Below are 23,528 nucleotides of genomic sequence, written 5' to 3'. Positions count from 1 at the left end.
AATCGTATTGCCAATCCTGCTTGTCGCTAGAGACGCGTCGAGGTCAGCGGCTCCTCCACGGTCCCGGGCAGGCCGGCCGTCCCGGGCGCGGTGCGCGGCCGGGGAGTCACCGGCGCCGCCGAACCGGCCGGCATCCGCTCCGGTTCGGCTCGCTCGGCCGTTGCCGGCTCGGTGAACGTTCCGGTCTCGTCGCATGCCTCGCGGAGCAGGGTGTACGCCGTCGCGATCAGCGCGACCAGCATCAGCGTGGCCGGGATCATCTTGTCGATCTGCCGAGCCGACGGGCCGAACAGGAACGGCTCGTACGCCAGCAGCGACCCGGCCTGGACCAGAATCGGCACGTACCAGAGCCGGGGCCGGTAGATCGCCAGGAGCACGGTCAGCACGTCGGCCAGGAAGAAGTAGCGCTCGTGCATGCCGGGCAGGAAGAACGGGACCAGGATCGCGAACAATGCGCCGACCGTGACGATCTGGGTGGCCGTCATCCGCACCCGCCGGACCAGCAACACGTAGGTCAGGCCGAGCACCAGCGCGGCGGTGAACACGTAGCCGAGCGGCCGCACCGAGTCGATCCGGGTGCTGATCGGGAAGAAGACGAAGACCGACGGCGCGTTCTGGGTCAGGGCCGGCACGTTCACCGACTGGCGGCCGAGGGAGTAGATGGTGAACAGCTCCCACGGGTCCCGGCCCAGCAGCAGCGCCGGCAGGTCCAGCAGCACCCACACCGCCGGGGCGATCAGCAGGTGCCGCAGCCGCAGCACGCCGAGGACGACCAGCACGCCGAGCAGCGGGAAGATGAAGATGCCCTGCGGCTTGAAAGCCAGCGCGACGGTGCAGAAGGCGACGCCGAGCCAGGGCCGCCGCCGGATGAGGAAATACACCCCGCCGACCGCGAACGAGGCCCACATGGCGTCCATCTGGCCGTAGAACGAGGCGTTGATCACCACGGTGGGCAGCAGCACCATGAGCAGCGCGCCGGCGATGCCGGCCCGCCGGCCCCAGCGCAGATCCACCAGCTTGTAGGTGAAGAACCCGAGCAGGACGTCGAACGCCGTGTACACCATCTTGATCTTGAAGATCACCGCGCCCGGCAGTACCGACGAGAACTGCAGCAGATAGAGGAACGGCGCGTTGTAATTGCCGATCTCCTCGCCCAGCCCGCTCCAGCCCCCGGACGCCTGCAACTTCTGGTACCAGACCACGAAGATCCGCATGTCGGCGGTCCACTCGCGGCGGCCGGCATAGCGGGCCAGCCCGGCGACGGCGAGCAGGGCGACTATCAGGAGCGCCTCGAACACCAGCCGTTTATCGATCTTGAAGCGCGTCAGCACTGACGAAAGATATGCGTCCGTCCCAAACTCCATGTGAACTTTCGGCCCCGTCGCGAAGTACTGTCGAGCCATGCGGAGGAACGCCCTTCCGGCGGAGGCCGCTAACCTTGCATGGTGTCTGTAACTCCCTCTTCTCGCCGTGTCGCTCTCCTCACCCTGGGCTGCGCCCGTAACGAGGTCGACTCGGAGGAGCTCGCCGCCCGCCTCGACGCCGACGGCTGGGAGGTGGGCACCGACGCGGCCCAGGCCGACGTGGTCCTCGTCAACACCTGCGGCTTCGTGGAGAAGGCGAAACAGGACTCGATCGACACCCTGCTCGCCGCGGCCGACACCGGCGCCAAGGTGGTCGCCGCCGGCTGCATGGCCGAGCGGTACGGCAAGGAGCTCGCGGAGAACCTGCCCGAGGCCGACGCCGTCCTGGGCTTCGACGACTACACCGACATCGGCGACCGGCTGAACGGCGTGCTGCGGGGCGAGAAATTCGACGCGCACACCCCGCGGGACCGCCGCGAGCTGCTCCCGATCACCCCGGTGCAGCGGCACACCAGCAAGGTGGTCGTCCCCGGCCACGCCACCGTCGACGAGCACACCCCCGCCCACCTGCGGAAGGTGCTGCGCCGCCGGCTCGACTCCGGCCCGGTGGCCTCGCTGAAACTGGCCAGCGGGTGCGACCGGCGCTGCGCGTTCTGCGCGATCCCGGCGTTCCGCGGCGCGTTCGTCTCCCGCGACCCGCAGGAGCTGCTCGCCGAGGCCGAGTGGCTGGCCAAGACCGGCGTGCGTGAGCTCGTGCTGGTCAGTGAGAACTCGACGTCGTACGGAAAGGATCTGGGCGATCCGCGCCTGCTGGAGAAACTGCTCCCGCAGCTGGCCGCGGTCGACGGCATCGTGCGGGTGCGCGCGAGCTACCTCCAGCCCGCCGAGACCCGGCCCGGCCTGGTCGAGGCGATCGCCACCACGCCCGGCGTCGCGGCCTACTACGACCTGAGCTTCCAGCACTCCAGCGAGCCGGTGCTGCGCCGGATGCGCCGCTTCGGCTCCACCGAGCGCTTCCTGGAGCTGCTCGAGTCGGCCCGCAAGCTGGCGCCGGAGGCCGGCGCCCGGAGCAACTTCATCGTCGGCTTCCCCGGCGAGACCCGGCAGGACGTGGACGAGCTGATCCGCTTCCTGAGCGAGGCCCGGCTGGACGCGATCGGCATCTTCGACTACTCCGACGAGGACGGCACCGAGGCCGCCGGCCTGACCGGCAAGGTCCGCCCGGAGACCATCAAGCGACGGTACGACAAGGTGGTCGCGCTCGCCGAGGAACTCTGCGCCCAGCGCGCCGAGGACCGTCTGGGCAGCACCGTCGAGGTGCTGGTCGACACGATCGAGGACGGCGAGATCGAGGGACGCGCCGAGCACCAGGCCCCCGAGGTCGACGGCTCCACCACGCTCGTCGCCGGCGAGCAGGGGGTCGACCTGGCCGCCCTGCGCCCCGGCGACCTCGTCCGTGCCCGCGTGACCGGCACGGAGGGCGTCGACCTGATCGCCGTGCCGATCGAGATGATTTCCGCAGCGCGGGTCGACCGGTGACGGACGAGCCGGTTCCGGTGGCCGCACCCCGCGTGGTGTCGCTCTACAACGCGGCAAACGCGCTGACCGTGCTCCGGCTCGTTCTCGTCCCGGTCTTCCTGGCCATGGTGGTCGCCTCCGGGATGACCGATCACGACTGGCGGATCGGCGCCTGCGTGGCGTTCTGCGTGGCCTCCGCGACCGACTTCGTGGACGGCTGGATCGCCCGCCGGTGGCACCTGGTCACGTCGTTCGGCAAGATCGCCGACCCGATCGCGGACAAGGCGCTGACCGGCACCGCGCTGATCCTGCTCTCCGCGTACGACCAGCTGCCCTGGTGGGTCACGCTGGTGATCCTGGTCCGCGAGTGGGGCGTCACCGCGCTCCGGTTCTGGGTGATCCGATACGGCGTGATTCCGGCCTCCCGGGGTGGCAAGCTCAAGACGGGGCTGCAGACCGCCGCGATCGCGTGGTACCTGTGGCCCTTCCCGGAGCCGCTGGACGCGGTCGGCCCATGGCTGATGGGCGCCGCTCTGGTGGTGACCGTGGTCACCGGGTTCGACTATCTGTTCCAGGCGCTGAGGCTGCGGCGCGGCGCCCGCTCCTGAGGAGATTCCGTGGAGATGGCGGTGGCCGCCGCGGCGGCGGTGCATGCCCTGGTGGACCGGCGGCAGACGCTGGCGACCGCGGAGTCGCTCACCGGGGGACTGGTGGCCGCCACGATCGTCGAGATCCCCGGCGTGAGCGCGGTCTACCGGGGTGGCCTGGTGGTGTACGCGACCGAGCTCAAGGCGGTGCTGGCCGGCGTACCGGAAGATCTGCTCGCCCGGCGTGGCCCGGTGGACCGGGAGGTCGCCGCGCGCCTCGCCGAGGGCGCCCGGGACCGCTGCCAGGCGGACTGGGGCCTGGCCACCACCGGCGTCGCGGGCCCGGAGCCGCAGGACGACAAACCCGTCGGCCTGGTCTATGTGGCGGTCGCAGGGCCGGACGGGACGCAGGTGCGGGAACTGACACTGACCGGTAACCGGGCGGCAATCCGTATCGAAAGTGTGACCGCCGTCCTGCGATTGCTGACCGATGTTCTCCGTGCCGCACCGGCTCCGGTGTGAGCTGGGAATATCGGTGAGGCTGGGACACTTGTCGACATGTGCCGCGAGCCGGCCGGCCGAGGAATTCGGCGGGGCGGGATGTCGCTCTCGCTCGCGGCAGGTACGGTTGCGGGAAGCCTCCGGCGTGTGCCGGCGGCCCCGCCCGCAGGAGGAGGTGCCATGGTCCTGCTACGCCGGGTTATCGGCGACGCACTTCGCGCGCGCCGGCAGGGACAGCACCGCACGCTGCGCGAGGTGTCGACCGCCGCGAACGTCAGCCTGGGTTATCTGTCCGAGATCGAGCGTGGTCAGAAAGAGGCCTCCAGCGAGCTGCTCGCGGCCATCTGCGACGCGCTCGGCGCCCGTCTCTCCGAGCTGCTCGGTGAGGTGAGCAACACCCTCTCCCTGGCGGAGAACATGGCGGGCGTGCTCGTCCCGGTCGACGACCAGCCGGCCGAGGCCGCCCGGCAGGTCGCCACCGACGGCAGCGTCTCGGTGTCGGTGCGCCAGGACTCGCCGCTCAAGGCGACCCTGCACGCCACCCGCAACAAGAAACGTGACGTGGTCTACGCGGCATGACCAGCCGCAGTTCCGTTATCACGTGACGATCTGACGGCCGATGGCCCGGATTCGACCGCAGTGTGCCGGTCGGTTCCGGGCTTTTCCGTCATCGGTGCCGTCATGGGTGCCGCCGACGGGCCGTGTGCCCTCGCGGCTGTACCCCTCCGGGGCGTAGCCTCGTTCTCAGGCTCGATGCCAGGGGAGACCCTGAGATCCCCCGTAGGTCACGTGACGCCGCTGGCGTCGGGCTGACACGATGGTTTCGCGTCGGCGCCTCGGCAACGACGCGTCCGACCGAGCGACATTGAGGGGATACCGCGAGATGGCGAACCCGTTCGTCAAGGGCTGGCATTACATGATGGCGCTCTTCGGCGCGAAAATCGACGAGTACGCCGACCCGAAGGTGCAGATTCAGCAGGCCATCGAGGACGCCCAGCGACAGCACCAGGCGCTCGTGCAGCAGGCTGCCGCCGTCATCGGCAACCAGCGGCAGCTCGAGATGAAGCTGTCCCGGCAGATGTCCGAGGTCGAGAAACTCCAGGGCATGGCGCGGCAGGCGCTGGTGCTGGCCGACCGGGCCCGCGCCGCCGGCGACGAGGCCGAGGCCCAGAAGTACGAGCAGACCGCGACCACGCTCGCCACCCAGCTGGTCTCCGGCGAGCAGTCGATGGAGGACCTGAAGACCCTGCACGACCAGGCCCTCGCCGCCGCCGGCCAGGCCCGCAAGGCGGTGGAGAACAACGCGATGGTGCTCCAGCAGCGCATCGCCGAGCGGTCCCGCCTGCTCAGCCAGCTCGAGCAGGCCAAGATGCAGGAGACCGTGGCCAAGTCGCTGGAGTCCATGTCGGAGCTCGCGGCGCCCGGCAACACGCCGTCGCTGGACCAGGTCCGCGACAAGATCGAGCAGCGGTATGCGAACGCGATGGGTCGCGCCGAGCTGGCCTCCAACTCGGTCGAGGGCCGCATGCTCGAGGTGCAGAAGTCCAGTCTGGACCTGGCGGGCGCGTCCCGGCTGGAGCAGATCCGGGCCAGCATGGCGGGGGAGAAACTGGGCGGCAGCCCGGCGCAGCCCGCCGTCGGCCAGGGTTCCGCGACGCCGGCCGCCGACCCGGCCAGCGTGGCCCGGCTCGACGAGATCCGCGCCAGCATGAACCAGAAGCGCGGCGACACCACGGCCGCCGGCTGATCCCCTTCGACCAGCGGCGGGAGACGCGACGTGGACGAACGCGGTAGGTACCTGCGCCGGCTGAACCGGCTGCGCGGGTCAGCGCGCCGGTGGAGCGTTCTGGGCGGCGGACTGGCCGCGGCCACGGTCGTGCTCGTGCCGTATTCGGGTCTCGGCATCGCGGACGCGGTCTGGGCCGCCGGGGCGGGCGCCTCGGTGGTCCTGGCCCGCTGGCGCTGGCGGGACTACCGGGAGCTGGACGCGCAGCCCACCCCGGCGCCGGCCCTGCCCGTCCCGCGGTTCGCCAAGGCGCTGGAGCGCTCCGAGGTGGGTCGCACGGTGCTCCACGAGGTCCGCCGGCAGAAGAATCGCTACGCCCTGCGCGGCTCGGTGATCGTGACCGCGTGGGACCGGCTGGAGCGGGCCTCGGCCACGATGACCGGGCTGGCTGGCCGGCTCAGCGGCGCCGGGGAGACCGCGGCGCTGGAGGCGGCCACCGCCGAGCAGTGGCTGCGCGACCTCGGCCAGCGGGTGGCCAGTGTGGAGCGTGCCATCCCGCTCGGTCAGCCCGACCGGCGGGCCGCCCTGGAGCAGTCGCACGCCGCGCTGGTCGAGCAGTTCACCGAGGGCGTCACCGCCTTCGAGGAACTGGTCGCGGCCGCCGCGGGCTATGTGGCCGAGGACGGCCAGCCGATGACCGATACCCGGCACCCGGCCTATTTCAGCCTGGTCGAGGCGACCGAGCGGTTGCGCGGGATCGCCGAGGGGCTGGCCGAGCTGCGCGACCAGACGGCCCGCTTCACCTCCGTCCCACCACGCCAGGCCACCGACCCGGCTGCTTGATCGGCGTCGGCTCGCTTGACCTTCGGCCGACCCCTGGTGGGCGGCTGACTCGGCTGCCTGATCGGTGTCGGCTCGCTTGTCCTCCGGCCGACCCCTGGTGGGCGGCTGACTCGGCTGCCTGATCGGTGTCGGCTCGCTTGTCCTCCGGCCGACCCGGCGGGCCGCTGACCCGGCTGCCTGATCGGCGTCGACTCGCTCGACCTCTGGCTCACCCCCGGCGGCGTCGCTCTGCCTGTTTCCGTTTCCTGCCGGGCGTTGTTCTCCGGGCGGCGGCCGCCACGCTTGCGGTCTCCTGGCGGTGCGGGGTGCCCTCAGGCGGCCGGTTCGGGCTGGCAGCGGGGACACCAGTAGGTGATCCGGTCCTCCACTTCGGCGCGGGCACGGGTCGGGTCGCGTTCGACCTTTCGGACCGGGGTCCCGCAGCGGCGGCAGGGCTGGGCGCGCCGGCCGTAGACGTAATTCGTCTCGCCGCGCCGTAACGAGCCGGTGGTGGTCTGGGTCCAGCGGCCCCGGTTGGAGGCGACCAGGCGCTGCGCCAGCTCCACGGTCGCGGTGAGGTCGGGGACGTCGGCCACCCGGGTCCACGGCCAGAGCCCGCGGAGGAAGAGCGTCTCCGCCTTGTAGAGGTTGCCGACCCCGGCCAGGTTCCGCTGGTCGAGCAGCGCGTCGGCGATGGTGACGTCCGGGTGGGCGGCGATCCGGCGTGTGGCCTCGCCCGGATCCCAGTCGGCGCCGAGCAGGTCCGGTCCCAGATGCCCGACCAACTGCTCCTCCTGCTCGGTGGGGACCAGTGTCAGGTCGTGCAGGTGATACCCGACGGCGACCGACCGCGCGGTCCGCAGCACCACCCGGATCAGGTGCGCGGGCCGGCCGCTCCATCGCTCGCCGGGCGCGTAGGTCCGCCATGCCCCGTCCATCCGCAGGTGCGAATGCAGGGTGAGCGGCTTCTCCCCGTCGCGGGTGAGGCGGAGCAGGAGGTGCTTGCCGCGGCTCGCGGACTCGGCGACGGTCCAGCCGGTCAGGTCGGTCGTGGCCAGCCGGGGCACCCGGAAGTCGGAGCCGGTCAGCACCTCGCCGGTGAGCGCACGCTCCACCACCCGCGCGGTGTTCCAGACGGTGTCCCCTTCCGGCATGGTTCCATCGTGCCCCGCCGGCCCTGATCTCTAACAGCTCATCCCCGCCGGGCCTGATCTCCAACAGCCCAGGACGCCCGGCCTCAGCCCAACCTCGACGGCCCTGATCTGTATCAGCCATACGCGGCAGGTGCGGAGCACCGGATTTTGATCTCCGGAACCACCCACGGACCGTGAAGGGCGCGGAGATCGTCCTGGACGCGCCAGCGGCCAGATCTCCGTGCCCGGCCCGCGCGGGAGCATGCGATCCGAACCCCCGCCTACCTGCGTAAATGATGATCTTGATCGGTGTCGAGGATCGCGATCATCGCCTCCTCGTCGAGTGCCGGCCCCGCCGCGTCCAGATCCACCCCGGCGAACACCTCCCGCAGGCCCGCGGCGACGGCCGGGTTGGCCTGGTCCAGGTCCAGCCCCCGGCGCTGGGCGTGCCGGCGGACCGCGGCGAGCAGCGTGGCGCCGTCCCGCGGCCGACCGGCCAGAGCGAGCGCCTGGCTGGCCGTGTGCAGCGCGGTGAGCACGTTGTTGATGTCGTCCTGGGTGCGGAACTCCCGGATCGCCCGGCGGACCGCGGCCAGCGCGGTGTGCGGGTCCGTGGGCAGCGTCGCCCGGGCGAGACCGAGTTCGCCCAGTGCGGCGGCCCAGCCCTGGCCGAGCGCGGTGGTCGCGGCGATCGCCTCGGTCAGCACCCGGCGGCCCTCGTCGAGCCGGCCGAGCCCGGCGAGCGCGTTGCCCAGGCAGCCCAGCCCGGTCGGGACCATCCACTCCTCGCCGTAGTCCCGGGCCGCGGCCATCGACTCCCGGGCCCGGTCGGCCGCGGTGGCGAAGTCGCCGGTCGCGCCGTGGAACAGCGAGTCGTAGTAGAGCGCCTGGGCGTGCAGGATGCGGCTCTCCCGGTCGGCGGGCGGCAGCAGCACCCGGTAGACCGTCTCCAGCGCCTGGTGCGCTCCGTGCAGATCACCGGCGATGAAACGCAGCGTCCCCACCCCGGCCCAGGCACGGGCCCGGTCCGCCGCCGGCGCGTCCGGGGCGCCGGCCAGCGCCGCGCCGAGGAGCCGGAGGCCCTCGGCGACGTGACCGCCGCGATACCAGAACCACTCCAGCAGCCCGGCGATGCGCAACGCGTCGGCGGGCGCGGCGGTCAGCTGGTGCTCGATGGCGGCCCGCAGGTTCGGCAGTTCCCGGTTCAGGATCCGGATGGCGTGCGCCGAGCGGGGCCCGCTCAGCGCCGGCGTCCAGTGCTCGACCAGGTCCCGCACCCAGCGCGCGTGCGCGTCCCGGCTGCCCGCCGGATCCGGGTCACGGCCCCGGCAGTACGCCCGGATGATCTCCAGCAGCCGGTACCGGGTCGGCGTCACTCCGGTCTCGGCGACCACCACCGAGCGGGCCACCAGCCCGGACAGCGCGTCCAGATCGGCGCCCGCCGCGGTCAGCGGGAAACCGCCCTCGAACGGCCAGAGCCGCAGCAGCAGCGCCCGGTCGGCGGGCGGGAGCAGGTCGACGCTCCAGGCGATCGCCGCCTCCAGCGTCTGATGCGGGGCGAGCGCGCCGCGGGCCACCTCGCCGAGCGCGAGCTTCTCCCGGACCAGCAGCTCGGCCAGCTCGGTCAGGCTGAGCACCCGGGCCCGGGCGGCGGCGAGCTCCAGGGCGAGCGGGATGCCGTCCAGCGCGGTCGCGATCCGGTGCAGGTCGGTGGCCTCGGCAGCGGTCGGCCGCCAGCCCGGGCGGATCGCCGTGACCCGGTCGGTGAGCAGGGCGACCGCGTCGCCGGGCGGGAGCGGGGCGACCGGAACCAGGCGCTCGCCGTCCACCCCGAGCGGCTCCCGGCTGGTGGCCAGCACCCGCAGCCGGGGACACCGGGTGAGCAGGTGCAGCACCAGATCGGCGACCGGCGCGGTGAGGTGCTCGCAGTTGTCCAGCAGGAGCAGGCCGGGGCGGTCGGCCAGGGCGGTCGCGATCGCGTCCGGCGTGGAGCCGCGCACCCCGACCACGACGGCCACGGCGGGCGCCACCGACGCGGCGGCACGGACGTCGGCCAGCCGCACGAACCACGGGGCCTCGGCGTGCTCGATCGCCAGCCGGGTCTTGCCGGCGCCGCCCGGGCCGACCAGAGTGACCAGTCGTGCGGTGCCGTCCAGCTCGCGGAGCGCGGCCAGCTCGGCGGTCCGGCCGAGGAACGCGGAGAGCGGACGGACCGCGGGCGCCGGCGGCGTGGGCAGCAGCAACCTCGGGTCCTGGGCGAGCAGGCGGCTCTCCAGCTGCTGGAGGGCCGGACCCGGGTCGATGCCGAGGTCGTCGGCGAGCAGGGCGCGGACCCGGCGGAGTGTGGCGAGCGCGTCCGCCTGGCGGCCGGTACGGTACAGCGCCAGCCCGAGCAGTTCCCAGCGGCGTTCCCGGTAGGGCTCGGCGTGGACCGCGAGCTCCAGCTCGCCCACCGCGCCGGGGGAGTCGCCGGCCGCGATCCGGGCCGCCAGCCGCTCCTCGACCGTGACCGCGCGCAGCTCGGCGAGCCGGGCGCGGGCCGGAGCCGCGAACTCCGGCAGGTCGGCGAAGGCCTCGCCGCGCCACCGGGCCAGGGCCGCGTCGAAGGCGCGCAGTGCCTCGGCCGGCCGCTCCTCGGCGAGCAACGCCCGGCCCCGCTCGGCCGCCGCCGCGAACTGATCCGCATCGGTCCCGTCGACCACGAGCCGGTATCCGCCGCCGGCCCGTTGCAAGGCCTCCCGGGCCGGGCCGAGCGACCGGCGCAGCCGGGAGACGTAGGCCTGGAGCGAGACCGCCGGGCTGGCCGGCGGCGCGCCCGACCAGAGCGCCTCGGCCAGCGTGTCGTCGCTGAGTGCCCGCCCGTCGGCGGCGACCAGCGCGGTCACCAGGCGGCGCGGCAGCGGTCCGCCGAGATCGATCGGCGCGCCGTCCGCCTCGACCTCGGTCGGGCCGAGCACGCGGGCGATCAACACCGGTCGAGCATAGGGGTGCAGGGCGCTTGCAGGCAGTCTGCAAGCCGACCCGGGCACGGTGTGAGCCATGACTACCGTGACGACGACCGAACCGGTCGACACCTGGGAGATGGTGCTGGTGCACCGGGTCTTCCGCCGCGAGTTCCGGCTGCTGCCCGGCCTGGTCCGGGCGGTGCCGGCCGGCGACACCGTCCGCGCCGAGATCGTCGGCGACCACCTGGCCAACGTGGCCACCGCCCTGCACCACCATCACACCGGCGAGGACGAGCTGCTCTGGCCGCTGCTGCTGGAGCGGGCCGGGATGCACGCCGGCCTCATCCACCGGATGGAGGCGCAGCACGAGCGCCTGCACGAGCCGCTGGCCCGGATCGAGGAGCTCAACCCCCGCTGGCGGGCCCGGGCCGCGGTGGCCGACCGGGAGGAACTGGCCGCGGTGATCGCGCAGGCGTCGGTGGCGCTCGACGAGCACCTCGCCGACGAGGAGCAGCAGTTGCTGCCACTGGTGCCCCGGTTCCTCACGCACGCCGAGTGGGACGCGCTGGGGCGGCGCGGGCAGGAGGCGCTCCCCAAGGGGAAACTGGCGCTGGTCTTCCTCGGGGCGATCTTCGAGGAGGCCACGCCCGCCGAGAAGGAGCGATTTCTCGCCGTGATGCCGGCGCCTGTGCGGGTGATCTGGCGGTTGTTCGGCGACCGGACGTACCGCAACGCGTGCGAGCGGATCCGCGGGGTCTAGCGGCGTTCGGCGATCCGGACCACGTCGCCGGGGACGACGGACAGGACGACCACGGCGCGGCCGTTGTTGACGGCGATCGCCACCCGGTCCGCGGAGTCCGCGTACACCAGCAGCTCACCGGCGTTCACGTCGGCGAACGTGCCGCCCCGGCGGGCCCGGACCGTGCCGTTGACCATCAGCTCCGGCCCGAGACCGGTGAGCATCGTGCCGTCGGCGGCCAGCTGCACGTTGCCGAAACGGTCCACGGTCAGCACCTCGGCCTCGAGCCAGCCGTCGCCGACCGCGGCCACCGGGTCGGGCAGGCGGACCAGCGAGGCCGGGTCGACCGCCGGGCCGGCCTCGGCCGGATCCGCTCCGGCCGCCAGCCGGGCCGCGGCCGGGGCGAACACGTCCCGCCCGTGGAAGGTGCGCGACACGTCGCCCAGCAGCCAGTCCTTGTTGCTCAGCTCGTGAGCCGCGGTGATCCCGCCCAGCGCCTCGGCCGCCCAGATCAGCAGGCCGTTGTCCGGGCCGACGAGCAGCCCGTTCGGCGTGCTCAGGACGACGCCGCGGCGGGCCGTGCCGACGCCCGGGTCGACCACCGCCAGATGCACCGCGGGTGGCAGGTACGGCGCGGTCTGGGCCAGCACGGCCGCGCCCCGGGTCACGTCGGCAGGCGGCACGTGGTGCGTGACGTCGATCACCCGGAGGTCCGGCGCGATCCGGGCGATCGAGCCGTGGCAGGCCGCGACGAAGCCGTCGAAGGTGCCGTAATCGGTGGTGAAGCTGACCCATCCATAGCCGCCCATGGTGGCCAACGTTACTGCCAGTCGTCTCCGGATGCGGACCGGGCGCGCCGCGCCGATCTGGCAGGGTTGATCGCATGCGTCTCGTGATCTTCACCGAACCCCAGCAGGGTGCCAGCCACGATGACCTGCTGCGGGTCGCCAAGGCCGCCGAGGACGGCGGTTTCGACGGGTTCTTCCGTTCCGACCATTACCTCAAGATGGGCGACGTGTCCGGCCTGCCCGGCCCCACGGACGCCTGGATCACCCTGGCCGCGCTGGCCGTGCAGACCTCCCGGATCCGGCTCGGCACGCTGGTCAGCTCGGCGACGTTCCGGCTGCCCGGGCCGCTGGCCGTCGCGGTCGCGCAGGTGGACGCGATGAGCGGCGGGCGGATCGAGTTCGGCCTCGGCGGCGGCTGGTTCGACGCCGAGCACAAGGCTTACGGCATCCCGTTCCCGGCGGTCGGTGAGCGCTTCGACCGGCTGGAGGAGCAGCTCGAGATCATCACCGGGCTGTGGCAGACCCCGGTCGGCTCGACCTTCGACTTCGACGGGAAGTTCTACCAGGTCAGCGACTCGCCGGCGCTGCCGAAACCGGTGCAGTCGCCGATCCCGGTGATCGTCGGCGGCAAGGGCAAGAAGCGCACGCCGGACCTGGCGGCCCGGTTCGCCGCCGAGTTCAACGTCCCGTTCTCCAAGATCGAGGACATCTCGGCCCAGTTCGCGCGGGTCCGCGCCGCCAGCGAGGCCGTCGGTCGCGCCGAGCCGCCGGCGTTCTCCGCGGCGGCGGTGCTCTGCGTGGGTCGCGACGATGCCGAGGTGCGCCGCCGGGCCGCGGCGATCGGGCGCGAGGTCGAGGAGATGCGGGAGAACGGCGGCATCGTCGGAACGCCCGCGGAGGTGGTCGAGACGATCGGCCGGTATGCCGAGACGGGCGCGTCGCGGCTCTTCCTCCAGGCCCTCGACCTGTCCGACATCGATCACGTGAATCTGGTCGCCTCGGACGTCCTGCCCCAGCTCTGACCGCCCGGCCAGCGGCCGCCCCCCAGCGGCGGCCGCTGCCGGCCCACCTCGCCCCGGGACCCGTTTCACCCCCGCAGTCGCAGACCCCGCGGTGTGGCCCGGAACCCCGCCGCCGTCAGCGCCTCCCGCAACGGCGAAGCGTGCACCGACTCACCGTCCGCCCGCTCCACCGACATCGCCCCCAGCGCACCGGACCGCACCGAGCCCGCCAGCGCCTGCCCGGCCGCGGTCAGCGCCTCCGCATCGTCCGCGAACGACAGCAGCGTCCGCCCGCCCCGCTCCACGTAGAGCACCAGCTCCCCGCCGACCAGCACGACCAGTGCCCCGGCCTTGCGCCCGGCCCGGTGCCCGGCCTTGGCGACCGGCTCCCCGTCCCCGCTGTCCACGATCCGTTCCGGCCACGGCAGCGCCGCCCCGTACGGATTGGCGGGATCCGCCGCGGCCAGCACCAGCGCACCCGCCCCGGTTCGTTTGGCCAGCTCAGCCGGCTCGGCCAGAGCCCGCAACCGATCCACCGCCCCGGGCACCGCGAACTGCGCCGCGCCGAGCCCCTCCACGAAATAGCCACGCCGCGCCGCCCCGCGCTCCTCCAGCGCGCTGAGCACCGGATAGACCGCGGCGAAGCCCCCGGTCACGCCTTCCGCCAGCACCGCCCCGCGGGTCACCACCCCGTGCCGCTCCAGCAGCAGGTCGGCGAGCGCCGCGGCCCGCCGGGTCGGGTCCAGGTCCCGCTCCGGCAGCCGGGACCAGCGGCCGGCCATGTGCAGCGGACCGGTCCGGGACGGCATGGTCGGGCGTCCCGGTCGCCGGTACCGCGTGCGCGCCGGTGCGGCTTTCGCCCGGTGCGCGCCGGCCCCGCCGAGCAGCGCCCGCAGCGGGGCGAACGTGTCGTTGGTCAGATGCCCGGCCCAGACCAGGTCCCACACGACCGCGGCCAGCTCGGTGTCGTCGGTCGCACCGATCCGGTCGGAGAGCGACCGGAAGAACAGCGCCTGGCCGCCGTCGAGCGCGTCCAGCACCGCCTGATGTGCCGGGGTCAGCGCGAACTCCTCGTCCGGCGGGGGCAGCAGCAGGGGAGCGCTGTCCGCGTACGCCAGCGTCACCCACCCGTCGCCGCCCGCGATCGAACCGGACCCGGCCCACAGCACCTCACCACTGGCACACAACTCGTCGAGCTGCGGCGGCGTGAAGTCGGCCACCCGGGCCGGCAGCACCAGCCGCTCCCACGCCGAGGCCGGCACCGCCACGCCCTGGACCTGCTCGATCGTGGCGGCCAGGGCGTCCACCCCGCGGGCGTTGCCGCCCACCTGGTGCCACCGGGGCAGGAACGCGGCCAGCACCCGCGGCGGGACCGGCTCGATCTCCCGGCGCAGCGCGGCCAGCGACCGCCGGCGCAGCATGCGCAGCACCTCGGCGTCGCACCACTCGGTGCCGGCGCCGTCCGGGGAGAACTCGCCCGAGCTGACCCGTCCGGTCGCGCTCAGCCGCTTGAGCGCCTGCTCCACCACGAAGACGCCCAGCCCGAACCGGGCGGCGCAGGTCGCCGCCAGGAACGGCCCGTGCGTGCGCGCGTAGCGGGCGACCAGGTCACCGAGCGGATCGGTGACCGGCTCCAGGTACGCCTCCGGCACGCCGACCGGCAACGCCACGCCGAGCGCGTCGCGATAGCGCCCCGCGTCGTCGATGCCGATCCAGCGCTCCTCGCCGGCCACCCGCACCCGGATCGCCCGGCGGGCCGACTCCAGTGTCCGCGCCCAGTCCTCCGGCACGCCGCGCTCGGCCAGCTCGGCGGCGGAGAGGTCACCGAGCAGCCGGAGCAGCTCGGCGGCGTCCTCGGCGTCGCGCGGGGTGCGCTGCGTGGTACGCCATTGCAGCTGCGCCTCGGTCTCGGTCACCACCGCCGGGTCGAGCAGCTCCCGCAGGTCGACCCGGCCGAGCAGCTCGCCGAGCAGGGTGGCGTCCAGGGCCAGCGCGGCGGCGCGGCGCTCGGCCAGGGGAGCGTCCCCTTCGTACAGAAAAGCGCCCACGTAGCCGAAGAGCAGCGAACGGGCGAACGGGGAGGGGCGCTGGGTCTCCGCCTCGACCAGGCGAACCTTGCGCCCGGAGATCTCCCGCATCAGGCCGGCCAGGCCGGGGACGTCGAAGACGTCCTGGAGGCACTCGCGCGCCGCCTCCAGGGTGACCGGGAAGTCGGCGAACTCGCGGGCCACGTCGAGCAGCTGCGCCGAGCGCTGCCGCTGCTGCCAGAGCGGCTGCCGGCGGCGCGGGTCGCGGCGGGGCAGCAGCAGCGACCGGGCCGCGCACTCCCGGAACCGGGAGGCGAACAGCGCCGACGTGCCCACCGACTCCTCGACCAGCTGGGCGATCTCCTCCGGGTCGAAGGCGACCAGGTCGGCGCCGGGCGGCTCGTCCGCGGTGTCCGGCAGGCGCACCACGATGCCGTCGTCGGAGGGCATCACCTGCCCGTCCACGCCGTAGCGCTCGCTGAGCCGGCGGGCGATCGCCAGCGCCCACGGCGCGTTCACCCGGGCGCCGAGCACGCAGTGCACGGTCATCCGCCAGTCGCCGAGCTCGTCGCGGAACTTCTCCACCACGATCGTCCGGTCGTCGGGCAGGTGCCGGGTCGACTCGCGCTGCTCGCGCAGGTAACTCACCAGGTTGCCGGCGGCCCACTCGTCCAGGCCGGAGGCGCGCAACGCGGCGACGGCCTGCTCGTCACCGGCCTTGGCCAGCGCGCGCAGCCGGGCACCGATCGCCCGGCCCAGCTCGATCGGCCGGCCGGGGGAGTCGCCTTTCCAGAACGGCATCCGGGCCGGCGCGCCCGGCGCGGGGGAGACCAGCACCCGGTCCGGAGTGATGTCCTCGATCCGCCACGAGGTCGAGCCGAGCAGGAAGACGTCACCGACCCGCGACTCGTAGACCATCTCCTCGTCCAGCTCACCGACCCGGGAGGCACGCTCGGCGCCGGCCAGGAACACGCCGAACATGCCCCGGTCCGGGATGGTGCCGCCGCTGGTCACGGCCAGCCGCTGCGCACCCGGCCGGCCGGTCAGCAGGTCGGTGCCACGGTCCCAGACGAGCCGGGGCCGCAGCTCGGCGAAGGCGGTCGACGGGTAGCGCCCGGACAACATGTCCAGCACCGCGTGCAGCGCCGACTCCGGCAACTCGCCGAACGGCGCGGCCCGCCGGACCAGCGCGGCCAGCTCGTCGACCGGCCAGGGATCCAGCGCCACCATCGCCACCACGTGCTGGGCCAGCACGTCGAGCGGATTCCGCGGGTAGCGCAGCTCCTCGATCGCGCCGTCGGCCATCCGCTCCGCGACCACCGCGCAGGAGAGCAGGTCACCGCGATGCTTGGGGAAGACCACCCCGCGCGAGACCGCGCCGACCTGGTGCCCGGCCCGGCCGATCCGCTGGAGCCCGGCCGCGACCGTGGGCGGCGCCTCGATCTGCACCACCAGATCGACCGCGCCCATGTCGATGCCCAGCTCCAGGCTGGAGGTGGCGACCACGGCCGGCAGCCGCCCGGACTTCAGCGCCTCCTCGATCTGCTTGCGCTCCTCCCGCGAGACGCTGCCGTGGTGCGCCCGCGCGATCACCGCCGGCGCCCCCGAAGCCGCCCCGGACTGCGCCATGATCGCGGCCGGCATGCCGCCGTCGCCGTTCGCCCGTGTCCCGGCCGCTCGCCGGGCGAACCCCGGCGGTCCGCCGGCCAGCAGATCGCCGATCGCCGCCGGGTCTCCGCCTTTTTGGGTACGCCGGAAGCCCGAGTCGCCGGGCTCCTCCTGTCCCGCGCCCGCCGCATCGCCGCGCCAGACCGGCTGCCCCAGCTCCGCGGCCTGCTCGTTGACCCGGGCCAGCTCGGCCCGCTCCGCCGCCAACTCGTTGAGCCGGGCGCACAGCCGCTCCGCCCCCCGCCGCGAGTTGGTGAAGACGATCGTCGACCGATGCCCCTCGATCAGGTCGAGCACCCGCTCCTCGACCGCCGGCCAGATCGACGGCGTGTGCCGCCCGCCCTCCAGATCGTCGTCGGCCGGCGCCTCGTCGAGCCGGGTCATGTCCTCCACCGGCACCTCGACCGACACCTCGATCGTCTTGGCGCTCGGCGGCCGGACGATCTCGACGGGCTGTGCCCCGCCGAGGAACCGCGCCGTCTCCTCGATCGGCCGCACCGTCGCGGACAGCCCGATCCGCTGCGCCGGCCGCTCCAGCAGCGCGTCCAGCCGCTCCAGGGAGAGCGCCAGGTGCGCCCCCCGCTTGGTGGCCGCGACCGCGTGCACCTCGTCGATGATCACCGTCTCGACACCCCGCAGCGACTCCCGCGCCGCCGAGGTGAGCAGCAGGAACAGCGACTCCGGCGTGGTGATCAGGATGTCCGGCGGGGTGCGGGCGAACCCGCGCCGCTCGTCGGCGGGAGTGTCCCCGGTCCGCATGCCCACGGTGATCTCCGGCGGTGGCAGGCCGAGCCGGCCCGCCGCCTGCCGGATGCCGGTCAGCGGCGCCCGCAGGTTGCGCTCGACGTCGACGGCCAGCGCCTTCAGCGGGCTCACGTAAAGCACCCGGCAGCGCCGCCGGACCTCCTCGGGCGCCGGCTCGCGGGCCAGCCGGTCGAGCGACCAGAGGAAGGCGGCCAGCGTCTTGCCGGAACCGGTGGGCGCGACCACGAGCGCGTGCCGGCCGGCGCCGATCGCCCGCCACGCCCCGTCCTGGGCGGCGGTGGGCACGGCGAACGCGGCCGTGAACCACGCCCTGGTGGCCGGACCGAAACTCTCGAGCACCTCTCGCACGCCATCCATCCTTCCCCGGGGGTACGACAAAAACCCGCGCGCGGGGCCCGGGTGATCGTCGTTCCCTGGGCGCTCTGTCCATGATTATCCTGATAGCCGACGTGATGGGTGGGTGCCGATGGCGGTCAGGCAGATGCTCGTCGCCGGCCGGTACCGTCTTCTGGAACCGGTCGGCGCAGGTGGGATGGGACGGGTCTGGCTGGCCCGGGATCAGATGCTGGACCGGGACGTCGCGATCAAGGAGATCGTCCCGCCGGACTGGATGACCGACGCGGAGAAGGACCGGCTGCACAACCGGACCCTGCGCGAGGCCCGCAGCGCGGCCCGGCTGACGCATCCGCACGTGGTCCGGGTCTACGACGTGATCCACGCCGAGGGCCTGTCCTGGATCGTCATGGAGTACGTCGCCTCCCGCTCGCTCTACCAGGTGCTCCTGACCAAGGGGCCGTACCCGCCGGTCGAGGCCGCCCGGATCGGCCTGGCCGTGCTGGACGCGCTGACCGCCGCGCACCGAGCCGGCGTGCTGCACCGCGACGTGAAGCCGCACAACGTGCTGATCGGCTCCGACGGCCGCGTGCTGCTGACCGATTTCGGCCTGGCCACCTTCGTCGACGACGGCCTGGTCACCACGCCCGGCCTGATCGTCGGCTCACCGCAGTACGTGTCGCCGGAACGCGCCCGCGACGGCGCCTCCACCGTGGAGTCGGACCTGTGGTCGTTCGGCGCGACCCTGTACGCGACGGTCGAGGGCCAGTCGCCTTATGCCCGGGACAGCGCGATGGCGACGCTCGCCGCGCTGGCCACCGAGCCTCCGGACGCGCCGGCCCGCGCCGGTCCGCTCGGCCCGGTCCTGGAGGGCCTTCTCCGGTACGAACCGCGGGCGCGCCTGACCGCGGAGGAGGCGGAGCGGCAACTCCGGCTGATCATCGAGGACGCCGAGCCGGTCGTACCCGCGCAGCGACGCGGCCCCGCGGCCACCGGCACCGTCCCACCGCCGCCACCGATGGCGGAGGAGGAGGACACCCCGAACCTGGCCGAGCTGATCAACACCGCGCCGGTCCCGGCCGTCGTGGGCGAGGACAAGGGCGGCGACGAGGACGGGGACACCGAGGACTCCGGCGGGTGGTGGCACCCGTCCGGGCATTGGCCGTCCGGCGGCGGCGCGGACCCGGACCCGGACGCGACGCCCTGGCCGCAGGCCGGATCGGCCACGAACCCCGGCTACATCGAGGGCACCTTCACCACCGACGACGAACCGGTCCCCGCGGGCCGCGGCCATGTCGCCACCCCGCGCGGCGGCTTCGACGACAACCGTCCCCCGGCCGATCCGGACTCCTCCCGGCCCCGCCCGAACCGCTCACCGGCCGCCGCCGGCGCCCCCGCGGCCAGCCGGTCGCTGCGGCGCGGCAACCAGGCGCCGGCCCGGCCGATCCCGGCCCAGCGACGGCCGCTCTCCGGCCGCCTGATCGCCGACCACGGGCCGTCCCCCCGATGGGTCGTGCGGCCGCCGGGGCCGGGCCGTGCCCGGACCCGTCTGGCGATCGCGGTCCTGCTGCTGGCCGCGGTGCTCGGCGGGACCCTGCTCGGCGTCCACCTGGTCCGGCGCAGCGCCTCGGTGCCGGAGGTGGTCCGCCCGCCGGCGGTGGCCCCGTCCTCGTCCCGGGCCTCGCCGGTGATGCCGGCGGTGTCCCGGCCCGGTGGTTTCTCGCCGATCGTCTGTGACGCGCCGCCGCCCGCCGGCGTGCCGGTCGCCCCGCAGAAGGGGGCGGCTCGTGGCGTCAACGGCTGGACCCTCCAGGCCGGGTGGTCCTACTTCACCGACGGGACCGGTTTCCACCTGCCGGTCCCGGACGGCTGGACGTACCAGCGGATGGGCAGCACCTACTGTTTCCGCGACCCGCGCACGGCCCGGGTGCTGAGCCTGGACGTGGGTCGTACGACCCGGACCGACCCGGTCAAGGGCTGCCGGGCCGAGGACCGGCGGCTGCGGCTGAGCGGCCGGGTCCGGGATTATGCCCTGATCGCGATCACCCCGGTCACGCTGCTGCACAAGGCCGCCGACTGGGATTACCGATACCGCGGCGAGGCGGGCGTGCTCCGCCGGGCCACCACCCGCTGGTTCGCGGCCGGCGGGCACGCCTACGCCCTCGGCTGGTCCACCCCGGACGTCGACTGGGCCACCGAGTTCAGCAGGATCCAGATGGTGCGGGGCACCTTTTACGCCGACACCGCCGCCGGCTCCACCGCGGCTCGCCGCGGCTGATCAACTGATGCCGGCCGTGGCGAGCTTGATGCTGAAGCCGACGAACAGCGCGCCCACCCCGGTCGCCGCGCCGGCGGCCAGCCGGCGCCGCCGCTGGAACTGCCCGGCCAGGAACCGGCCTCCGAAGATCAGCGCCGTCAGGTACAGCGCGCTGAAGAACTGCACCACCGCCCCGAGCACCACGAACGACAGCGCGGGATGCGGATACCCCGGCTGGACGAACTGGATGAAGAACGAGACGAAGAACAGGATCGCCTTCGGGTTCAGCAGGCTGATCACCGCGGCCCGGCGGAACGGCCGCCGCATCTCGGCCGGCGTCTCCTCGACCGTCGCGGCGAGCTCGCCCCGGCTGCGCCAGCGTCCCCAGGCGCCGCGGAGGATGTTCACCCCGACCCAGGCGAGGTAGCCGGCGCCCGCGTACTTCAGCACCAGGAACAGTGGTGGGTACGTCCCCAGCAGCGAGGACACCCCGGTCGCCGACAGCACCATGAGCACCGCGTCGCCCAGGAAGACGCCGAACGCCGCCTGGTAACCGGCGCGCACGCCCCGCCGGGCGCCGACCGAGAGCACGAAGATCGAATTCGGCCCGGGGAGCAGGATGATGGCCACCACGCCGAGCACGTAGGTCCAGAAGTCAGTGATCCCCAGCATGGTCGACCCTTTCCACGATCATCCGGCGGCCAGGCGGTCCCGCAGGCGTTGCGCCGCGGCCGGCCACTCGTCCGCCGTCAGCGCGAACAGTACGGTGTCGCGCCAGGTGCCGTCGGGCCGCAACCGCTGCCGCCGGATCACCCCGTCCCGGCTGGCCCCGAGCCGGGCGATCGCGGCCTGGGAACGCTCGTTGCGAATGTCCGTGTACCAGAACACCTTGGCCGCGCCGAGCACGTCGAACGCCCGCTCCAGCAGCAGCAGCTTCGCCTCGGTGTTCACCCCGGTCCGCCACCACTTGCGGCCCAGCATGGTGTGCCCGATCCCGACCGAGCGCCGGTCGGGATCGACGTCGTGATACGTCGTCATCCCCATCACGGCGCCGGAGATCGGGTCCACCTGGGCCCACCCGGACCGGTCGCCGCGCCACTGCCCGCGGATCACCTCGGCGATGTCCGCGGCCATGTCCGCCACGGTGCGCGGACGCGGCAGCGGGATGTGCCGCCAGACCTCCTCGTCGTCCAGCGCCTCGAACATGCCCTCGGCGTGCGACGGGGCGAGCGGCTCCAGCCGGACGTGCCGGCCCTCGAGCAGGACCGGGGTCTGCCACTCGGCCGACGTGCGGCCCGGCAGGTAGGCCGGCGGCGGGACCGGGACGCCGGCGTCGGTCTCCGGCGGGCCGGCGACCCGGCGCAGCGGCAGCACCCCGGCCCAGTGCGGCAGGCCGAGATCCTCCGGAGCGTCCAGCACCCCGCCCTCCCGGATCCGGACCGACACCTCGACCAGCGGCAGCGCCAGCACGCTGGTCTGCGCCATCTCCTGTCGGGTCGGTGGCCGGCTGTCTGCGGCCCGGCTGACGCCCACCTTCTCCACCAGGGCGTGCATGGCCTCCGCCTTCTCCGCGGGGTCGGTGACCGGCCGGGCGACGCCGTGGGCGACCACCGAGCGGTAGTTGGCGCTGTGGTGGAACTGGGAGCGTCCGAAGACCAGACCGTCGAGCAGGGTCACGCTCACGCAGACCGGGACGCCGTCGGCCCGGGCCGCCAGCGCCATCCGGCCGCCGGTGGAACCGTGCAGGTAGAGCGTCTCGCCGACCCGGACGTGCAGGGTGGGCAGCAGGCGGGGCTCGCCGTCCACCACGAACGCCACCGCGCAGTCGAACGCCTCGTCGAGGACGGCGTGCGCCTTGTCCCGGTCGTAGTGCATGCGGTGGCGGGTGCGGGTCGCGGTGGTGCGGTCGGTCGTGGTGTAGACGTCGGTCATCAGGGCCTCCCCGGTGGCGCCTTTCGGGTTGCGCATGATCCTGTACTAGTACAGAATCGACGCTGTGGCAGAACAATATCAGGTCACCGGTGAGACCGCCGCCGCGATTTCCGCGAGCATCGAGGCCGGCGTGATGCGGGGCGACTGGGACTTCGGCGCGGCGCTGCCGCCGGTGCGGATCCTCGCCGGGGCGCTGCACGTCAGCCCCGCCACGGTGGCGAAGGCATATCAGGAGCTGCGGCAGCGGGGCGTGGTCGAGACCGAGGGCCGGCGCGGCACCCGGATCCGGTCCCGTCCCCCGGTGGCCCTCTCCCGATCCGCGCTGCGGCTCCCGGTGCCGGCCGGTCTCCGGGATCTCTCCACCGGCGAGCCCGACCTCGAGTTCCTGCCGCCGCTCGGCCCGGCGTTGCGGGCGGTCGCCGAGCGGGTCGGCCCGCCGCAGGGCTACACCTCGGCGGTGACCATGCCGGAGCTGATCGAGGCGGCACGCCCGCGCCTGCTCGCCCAGGGCGTCCCGGTCGAGGACGCGGCGATCGCCGTCACCGCCGGCACGCTCGACTCGATCGAGCGCCTGCTGGTCGCCCACCTCAGGCCGGGCGACGCGGTCGCCGTCGAGGACCCGGGCTGGGCCAACCTGCTGGATCTGATCGCCGCCCTCGGCATGCGGCCACTTCCGGTCGCGATGGACGAGGAGGGCCCCGACCCGGAGTCGCTCGCCACCGCCCTGCGGGCCGGGGCGCGCGCCGTTGTGATCACCGTGCGCGCGCAGAATCCGACCGGCGCCGCGGTCAGCGCCGCTCGCGCCGGCACCCTGCGCGAGCTGCTCGCCGCCCACCCCGAGGTGCTGCTGATGGAGGACGACCACGCCGCCGAGCTGGCCGAGCAGCCACCGCACTGCGTCGGCCCGGTGACCCGGTGGTGGGCGTTCATCCGCTCCGCCTCCAAGCCCTTCGGGCCGGATCTGCGCATCGCCGTGCTGGCCGGCGACGAGATCTCGGTCGCCCGGGTCACCGGCCGGATGCGGATCGGCATGGGCTGGGTCTCCACCCTGGCGCAGCGACTGCTGCTCCACCTCTGGCGCGATCCCGAGGTCACCGCGCTGGTCACGGCCGCCGCCCGGTCCTACGGGGTGCGCCGCACGGCGCTGCGTGACGCGCTCCGGGCGTATGGGATCCCGGCCGTCGGTGACACCGGCATCAATGTCTGGGTCCCGGTCCCCGACGAGACCCACGCGGTCGCCGTGCTCCGCGACGCGGGTTATGCGGTGGCGCCCGGCACGCTGTTCCGGGTCGCCTCGCCGCCCGGCATCCGGATCACCGTCAGCACACTCGACGAGCCGGACCTGCCGGTGCTCGCCGCGGCGGTGGTGTCCGCGACCCGTCCCCGTGCCGCCGGGGTGGCGAGGTGAGGGCGTGTCCCCCG

17 protein-coding genes are annotated in these 23,528 nt (G+C 73.7%); 10 read left to right on the top strand and 7 right to left on the bottom strand.

What is annotated here, in order from left to right; translation table 11 throughout:
- Window positions 1-26: 26 nt before the first annotated feature.
- Window positions 27-1,331 (bottom strand): hypothetical protein, encoded by a 1,305-nt coding sequence (locus Aiant_RS14920; protein WP_189336788.1) that lies wholly within the window; start codon window positions 1,329-1,331, stop codon window positions 27-29.
- A gap of 111 nt (window positions 1,332-1,442) precedes the next feature.
- Between Aiant_RS14920 and rimO the strand changes: the two genes are divergently transcribed.
- The 6 genes from rimO (at window position 1,443) to pspM (ending at window position 6,539) form a co-directional block, all read left to right on the top strand.
- On the top strand, window positions 1,443-2,903 hold the full coding sequence (gene rimO, locus Aiant_RS14915; RefSeq protein ID WP_189336787.1) for a 30S ribosomal protein S12 methylthiotransferase RimO: 1,461 nt from the start codon (window positions 1,443-1,445) through the stop codon (window positions 2,901-2,903).
- Entirely contained in the window at window positions 2,900-3,490 is a 591-nt protein-coding gene (gene pgsA, locus Aiant_RS14910) for a CDP-diacylglycerol--glycerol-3-phosphate 3-phosphatidyltransferase (RefSeq protein WP_189336786.1), read from the top strand. The genes rimO and pgsA overlap by 4 nt, the downstream gene beginning before the upstream one ends.
- A gap of 15 nt (window positions 3,491-3,505) precedes the next feature.
- Entirely contained in the window at window positions 3,506-3,991 is a 486-nt protein-coding gene (locus Aiant_RS14905; RefSeq protein ID WP_189336812.1) for a CinA family protein, read from the top strand.
- Window positions 3,992-4,150: 159 nt separating this feature from the next.
- Window positions 4,151-4,549 carry a helix-turn-helix domain-containing protein gene (locus Aiant_RS14900; RefSeq protein ID WP_189336785.1) on the top strand — a complete coding sequence of 133 codons (399 nt, stop codon included), beginning with the start codon at window positions 4,151-4,153 and terminating at the stop codon, window positions 4,547-4,549.
- Window positions 4,550-4,853: 304 nt separating this feature from the next.
- Window positions 4,854-5,717 carry a PspA/IM30 family protein gene (locus Aiant_RS14895; RefSeq protein ID WP_189336811.1) on the top strand — a complete coding sequence of 288 codons (864 nt, stop codon included), beginning with the start codon at window positions 4,854-4,856 and terminating at the stop codon, window positions 5,715-5,717.
- Between the two features lie 30 nt (window positions 5,718-5,747).
- Window positions 5,748-6,539 (top strand): phage shock envelope stress response protein PspM, encoded by a 792-nt coding sequence (gene pspM / locus Aiant_RS14890; RefSeq protein ID WP_189336784.1) that lies wholly within the window; start codon window positions 5,748-5,750, stop codon window positions 6,537-6,539.
- A gap of 311 nt (window positions 6,540-6,850) precedes the next feature.
- On the opposite strand, the gene Aiant_RS14885 is transcribed toward pspM, so the two are convergent.
- The gene (locus tag Aiant_RS14885; RefSeq protein WP_189336783.1) at window positions 6,851-7,672 is read right to left on the bottom strand and encodes a DNA-formamidopyrimidine glycosylase family protein; all 822 of its coding nucleotides are present in this window, start codon (window positions 7,670-7,672) and stop codon (window positions 6,851-6,853) included.
- Window positions 7,673-7,932: 260 nt separating this feature from the next.
- Window positions 7,933-10,623 (bottom strand): AfsR/SARP family transcriptional regulator, encoded by a 2,691-nt coding sequence (locus Aiant_RS14880; RefSeq protein ID WP_189336782.1) that lies wholly within the window; start codon window positions 10,621-10,623, stop codon window positions 7,933-7,935.
- A gap of 67 nt (window positions 10,624-10,690) precedes the next feature.
- Between Aiant_RS14880 and Aiant_RS14875 the strand changes: the two genes are divergently transcribed.
- Window positions 10,691-11,356: a hemerythrin domain-containing protein gene (locus Aiant_RS14875; protein WP_189336781.1), complete on the top strand. Its 666-nt coding sequence runs from the start codon at window positions 10,691-10,693 to the stop codon at window positions 11,354-11,356.
- On the opposite strand, the gene Aiant_RS14870 is transcribed toward Aiant_RS14875, so the two are convergent.
- Window positions 11,353-12,144: an SAM hydrolase/SAM-dependent halogenase family protein gene (locus tag Aiant_RS14870; protein ID WP_189336780.1), complete on the bottom strand. Its 792-nt coding sequence runs from the start codon at window positions 12,142-12,144 to the stop codon at window positions 11,353-11,355. The genes Aiant_RS14875 and Aiant_RS14870 overlap by 4 nt on opposite strands.
- A 74-nt stretch (window positions 12,145-12,218) precedes the next feature.
- Here Aiant_RS14870 and Aiant_RS14865 point away from each other — a divergent pair, with 74 nt between their 5' ends.
- Window positions 12,219-13,145 carry an LLM class F420-dependent oxidoreductase gene (locus Aiant_RS14865; protein WP_189336779.1) on the top strand — a complete coding sequence of 309 codons (927 nt, stop codon included), beginning with the start codon at window positions 12,219-12,221 and terminating at the stop codon, window positions 13,143-13,145.
- 65 nt (window positions 13,146-13,210) lie between these two features.
- On the opposite strand, the gene Aiant_RS14860 is transcribed toward Aiant_RS14865, so the two are convergent.
- Window positions 13,211-17,941 (bottom strand): Lhr family helicase, encoded by a 4,731-nt coding sequence (locus Aiant_RS14860; RefSeq protein WP_189336778.1) that lies wholly within the window; start codon window positions 17,939-17,941, stop codon window positions 13,211-13,213.
- Window positions 17,942-18,116: 175 nt separating this feature from the next.
- Here Aiant_RS14860 and Aiant_RS14855 point away from each other — a divergent pair, with 175 nt between their 5' ends.
- Window positions 18,117-20,195: a serine/threonine-protein kinase gene (locus tag Aiant_RS14855; protein WP_245006656.1), complete on the top strand. Its 2,079-nt coding sequence runs from the start codon at window positions 18,117-18,119 to the stop codon at window positions 20,193-20,195.
- Here Aiant_RS14855 and leuE read toward each other — a convergent pair whose 3' ends face one another.
- Window positions 20,196-20,846, bottom strand: coding sequence for a leucine efflux protein LeuE (leuE, locus tag Aiant_RS14850; RefSeq protein WP_189336776.1), 651 nt, complete (start codon window positions 20,844-20,846; stop codon window positions 20,196-20,198).
- 18 nt (window positions 20,847-20,864) lie between these two features.
- Complete coding sequence (locus Aiant_RS14845) at window positions 20,865-22,106, bottom strand: bifunctional pyridoxamine 5'-phosphate oxidase family protein/GNAT family N-acetyltransferase (protein WP_189336810.1); 1,242 nt, start codon at window positions 22,104-22,106, stop codon at window positions 20,865-20,867.
- A 64-nt stretch (window positions 22,107-22,170) separates the two neighbouring features.
- Here Aiant_RS14845 and Aiant_RS14840 point away from each other — a divergent pair, with 64 nt between their 5' ends.
- Entirely contained in the window at window positions 22,171-23,514 is a 1,344-nt protein-coding gene (locus tag Aiant_RS14840) for an aminotransferase class I/II-fold pyridoxal phosphate-dependent enzyme (protein ID WP_189336775.1), read from the top strand.
- Window positions 23,515-23,528 lie beyond the last annotated feature (14 nt).

The sequence above is a fragment of the Actinoplanes ianthinogenes genome, assembly GCF_018324205.1.
Lineage (GTDB): Bacteria > Actinomycetota > Actinomycetes > Mycobacteriales > Micromonosporaceae > Actinoplanes > Actinoplanes ianthinogenes.
The sequence above is the reverse complement of the archived record's forward strand: the minus strand, read 5'-3'. Positions and strand labels throughout refer to the sequence as shown.

Coding starts and splice junctions, on each gene's coding strand:
- rimO (WP_189336787.1), top strand. CDS start 1,443: ATGGTGTCTGTAACTCCCTCTTCTCGCCGTGTCGCTCTCCTCACCCTG.
- Aiant_RS14905 (WP_189336812.1), top strand. CDS start 3,506: ATGGCGGTGGCCGCCGCGGCGGCGGTGCATGCCCTGGTGGACCGGCGG.
- Aiant_RS14900 (WP_189336785.1), top strand. CDS start 4,151: ATGGTCCTGCTACGCCGGGTTATCGGCGACGCACTTCGCGCGCGCCGG.
- Aiant_RS14895 (WP_189336811.1), top strand. CDS start 4,854: ATGGCGAACCCGTTCGTCAAGGGCTGGCATTACATGATGGCGCTCTTC.
- Aiant_RS14885 (WP_189336783.1), bottom strand. CDS start 7,672: ATGCCGGAAGGGGACACCGTCTGGAACACCGCGCGGGTGGTGGAGCGT.
- Aiant_RS14875 (WP_189336781.1), top strand. CDS start 10,691: ATGACTACCGTGACGACGACCGAACCGGTCGACACCTGGGAGATGGTG.
- Aiant_RS14870 (WP_189336780.1), bottom strand. CDS start 12,144: ATGGGCGGCTATGGATGGGTCAGCTTCACCACCGATTACGGCACCTTC.
- Aiant_RS14865 (WP_189336779.1), top strand. CDS start 12,219: ATGCGTCTCGTGATCTTCACCGAACCCCAGCAGGGTGCCAGCCACGAT.
- Aiant_RS14860 (WP_189336778.1), bottom strand. CDS start 17,941: ATGGATGGCGTGCGAGAGGTGCTCGAGAGTTTCGGTCCGGCCACCAGG.
- Aiant_RS14855 (WP_245006656.1), top strand. CDS start 18,117: ATGGGACGGGTCTGGCTGGCCCGGGATCAGATGCTGGACCGGGACGTC.
- leuE (WP_189336776.1), bottom strand. CDS start 20,846: ATGCTGGGGATCACTGACTTCTGGACCTACGTGCTCGGCGTGGTGGCC.
- Aiant_RS14845 (WP_189336810.1), bottom strand. CDS start 22,106: ATGACCGACGTCTACACCACGACCGACCGCACCACCGCGACCCGCACC.